Genomic DNA, 3,800 nt, shown 5'->3' with positions numbered 1-3,800 from the left:
CGGTTGCGGAGTTCGACGGCGGTGAGGGAGTCGATGCCGAGTTCCTTGAAGCCGCGCCGGCCGTCGACCGCGTCCGAACCGGCATAGTTCAGAGCCGCCGCGACTTCACCCAGTACGAGATCCAGGAGGAACTTCTCCCGCTGCTCCGGCGTGAGGCCGGCCAGCCGCTGCGCCACCGATTCCGCGGACGCAATGCTTCCTGCCTGTGCGGTGCGGCGGGACGTCGTGCGGATCAGGCCGCGCAGCAGGCGCGGGACCTCACCGCCCCGGGCCCGCAGCCCGGCCGCGTCAAGGGCCATCGGCACCACGTGTGGGAGGTCGAGCGCGAGCGCGGTGTCGAACAGCTCCAGGCCGACCGCAGGGTCCAGCTCCCCGATGCCGGTCCGCGCCAGCCGGACGAGGTCCGCCTCGCTGAGTGTCGAGGCCATGCCCCCTTCGGCCCAGGCACCCCAGCCCAGGGACAAGGCGGGCAGGCCGAGCGTCCGGCGGTGCTGGGCAAGTGCGTCAAGGGATGCGTTGGCCGCCGCGTAACTGCCCTGACCGGCGGTGCCGTACGTACCGGCGACGGACGAGAAGAGGATGAAGGTGGTGAGGTTGTGGTGTCGGGTGGCTTCGTGGAGGTTGTGGGCGGCGTCGGTTTTGGGGTGGAGGACGGTGGAGATGCGGTGGGGGGTGAGGCTGGTGAAGATGCCGTCGTCGAGGGTGCCGGCGGCGTGGATGACGCTGGTGAGGGGGTGTTGTCCGGGGATGTTGTTGAGGAGTTGGTCGAGGGCTTGGCGGTCGGTGATGTCGCAGGCGGTGATGGTGATGTGGGCGCCGAGTGCGGTGAGTTGGTCGTGGAGTTCTTGGGCGCCGGGGGCGGTGGGGCCGCGGCGGCTGACGAGGAGGAGGTGGCGGACGTTGTGGGTGGTGATGAGGTGGCGGGCGAAGAGTCCGCCGAGGGCTCCGGTGGCGCCGGTGATGAGGACGGTGCCGTTGGGGTTGAAGGGGGTGGGGGTGGGTTCGGGGGTGGTGATTCGGGTGAGGCGGGGGGTGAGGAGTGTGCCGTTGCGTAGGGCGATCTGGGGTTCGCCGGTGGCGAGTGCTGTGGGGAGGATGGTGTGGAGGGTGTCGGGGTCGTCGAGGTCGAGGTCGAGGTCGAGGAGGATGATCCGGTCGGGGTTCTCGGTCTGCGCCGACCGCAGCAGACCCCACGCTCCAGCGGTTGCGGCGTCGGCGGCCTGGTCCGTCGTGGTGGCAACCGCCCCCTGCGTGAGGACGACCAGTCGTTCCTGCTCGGGCCGGTCCTCGGCCAGCCACTCCTGGGTCGCGGTCAGAGCGGTGTGCACGGTCTCGTGCACGGAGGCTCCGGGGGTGAGGCGGAGAAGCGTGGTGTCCGCGACCGCTGTGCCCGCCGCGGAACCGGACGGAACCGGGACCCACTCCACACTGAACAGGGAGTCGTGCCGCGCCGAGCGGCTCGCGCCGCGCAGCTGCTCCTCGGTCACCGACCGCAGCGAGAGGGCGTCCACCCCGGCGAGAGGCTGCCCGGCTGCGTCGGCCAGCAGCAACGACACGGCGGCGGGTCCGGCCGGGGTCAGCCGGACGCGGGCGGCAGTGGCGCCGGAGGCGTAAAGCCGTACACCGCTCCAGGAGAATGGCAGCCGCAGTTCGCCGGAGGTGGGCAGCACGCCCAGCTCGATGGCGTGCAGCGCCGAGTCCAGCAGCGCCGGATGCAGACCGTACATGCCGGCCGCCTGTGCAGGCTCCTCAGGCAGCGCGATCTCCGCGAACACCTCGTCGCCACGCCGCCAGACCGTACGCAGCCCCTGGAAGGCGGGACCATAGCCGAAGCCCTTCGCGGCCAGCGTCCCGTACCAGTCGGAGACGTCCACCCGCTGTGCATCGCGCGGCGGCCACTCGGTCAGTGCGTCCTGGCCGCCGGTGCCCCCGCCGGCTCCCGTGTCACCCGGGGCGAGTATGCCGGTGCCGTGCCGCAGCCACTGGCGGTCGGCCGACTCGTCCTCTGTACGCGAGTGGACGCTGAACGAGCAGTGGCCCGACCCGTCCGGAGCCCCCACCGTTACCTGCACTTGCACACCACCGGAGGCGGGCAGCACCAGCGGCGACTCGAGGGTGAGCTCTTCGACAGTCTGGCAGCCAGTCAGATCACCTGCGCGGAGCGCGAGTTCGACCAGCGCTGTGCCCGGGAACAGCACGGTGTCCAGCACGACGTGGTCGACCAGCCACGGGTGATCGTCGACGGACAGTCGTGCGGTGAGCACCAGCCCGTCCGCGTCAGCCAGCGAGACGGCCGCGCCGAGCAGCGGATGCCCGGCCGGGCCGAGCCCGAGGCCTGCGGCCGAGGAGTCGGCGCTGCGCGAAGCGTCATGGCGCAGCCAGTAGCGCTTGTGTTGGAAGGGGTAGGTGGGGAGGTGGTGGGGGTGGGTGGGGTGGTCGCCGATGAGGGTGTGCCAGTTGGGGGTGGTTCCTCGGGTCCAGAGGTGGGCGAGGGCGGTGGTGAAGGTGAGGGTTTCGGGTCGGTCTTTGCGGAGGGTGGTGAGGAATTCGGGTTCGGTGGTGGTGGTGTCGGGGATGCAGGCGCGTCCCATGGCGGTGAGGGTGGCGTCGGGGCCGAGTTCGAGGTAGGTGGTGACGCCGAGGTTGTGGAGGGTGGTGATGCCGTCGTGGAAGCGGACGGCTTCGCGGACGTGGCGGACCCAGTAGTCGGGTGAGGTGAGTTCTTCGGTGGTGGCGATGGTGCCGGTCAGGTTGGAGACGACCTGGATGCGCGGTGCGTGGTAGGTGAGGCCTTCCGCGACGGCGCGGAACTGCTCCAGCATGGGGTCCATGTGGGGGGAGTGGAAGGCGTGGCTGACCCGCAGCCGACGCGTCTTCACCCCCTGAGTAGCCAGGGTGGCCTCGACTTCGGTGACGACGACGGCCTCGCCGGAGATCACGGTGGAGACAGGGCCGTTGACCGCCGCGACGGCGACTTGACTCTCGCGCCCCGCGAGCAGCGGAGCGACATCGGCTTCGGTGGCCAGCACGGAGAGCATGGCGCCGCCGGCGGGCACCGCCTGCATGAGACGGCCGCGGGCGGCGACCAGGGTGGCTGCGTCCTCCAGTGAGAGCACGCCGGCCACGTGGGCCGCGGTCAGCTCACCGATGGAGTGCCCGGCGACGAACTTCGGCCGGAGGCCGAGATGTTCCGTCAGCCGGAAAAGGGCCACTTCGAGAGCGAAGAGCGACGTCTGCGTGTACAGCGTCTGGTCCAGCGTGCCGTCGTCTTCGACGGCGAACATGATGTCGCGTAGTGGGCGCCCGAGGTGGGTGTCGAGGTGCTTGCAGACCTCGTCCAGGGCCTCGGCGAACACGGGCTGGCTCTCGTAGAGTTCGCGGCCCATGCCCGGTCGCTGGCTGCCCTGGCCGGTGAAGAGGAAGGCGAGGTCACCGCCGGCAGGCTCGCCGCGGACCAGACGGGGAGACGTCCCGTCCTGCGCGAGCACGGCCAGATCGGCGAGCAGACCCTCACGGTCCTCGGCGATGACGACGGCACGCTGCTCCAGAGCCGCACGTGACGTGGCGAGGGTGAGAGCGAGCTCCGCGAGCCCGGTCTGCTGCGCCGCCCGCTCCACGTGAGAGCTCAGCTGCTGGGCCTGGGCGCGGAGGGCGGCGGGGGTCTTCGCGGAGAGTGCGATCGGTACGGTCACCGGGATGGTGGCGGTCGTGTGGTTGGTTTCTTCTGTTGTGGGGGGTTGTTCGATGATGACGTGGGCGTTTGTGCCGCTGATGCCGAAGGAGGAGATGGCGGCTCGGCG

General features: G+C 70.6%; 1 protein-coding gene. It reads right to left on the bottom strand.

Going from position 1 to position 3,800, the window contains the following annotated elements; translation table 11 throughout:
- Positions 1–3,746 (bottom strand): type I polyketide synthase (locus MTF69_RS42540; RefSeq protein WP_243342195.1); only part of this gene is annotated, 3,746 nt, incomplete at its 3' end.
- Positions 3,747–3,800 lie beyond the last annotated feature (54 nt).

This window comes from Streptomyces sp. AP-93 (assembly GCF_022808175.1).
Classification (GTDB): Bacteria; Actinomycetota; Actinomycetes; order Streptomycetales; family Streptomycetaceae; genus Streptomyces.
This window is presented reverse-complemented; position numbering and strand designations above follow the sequence as displayed.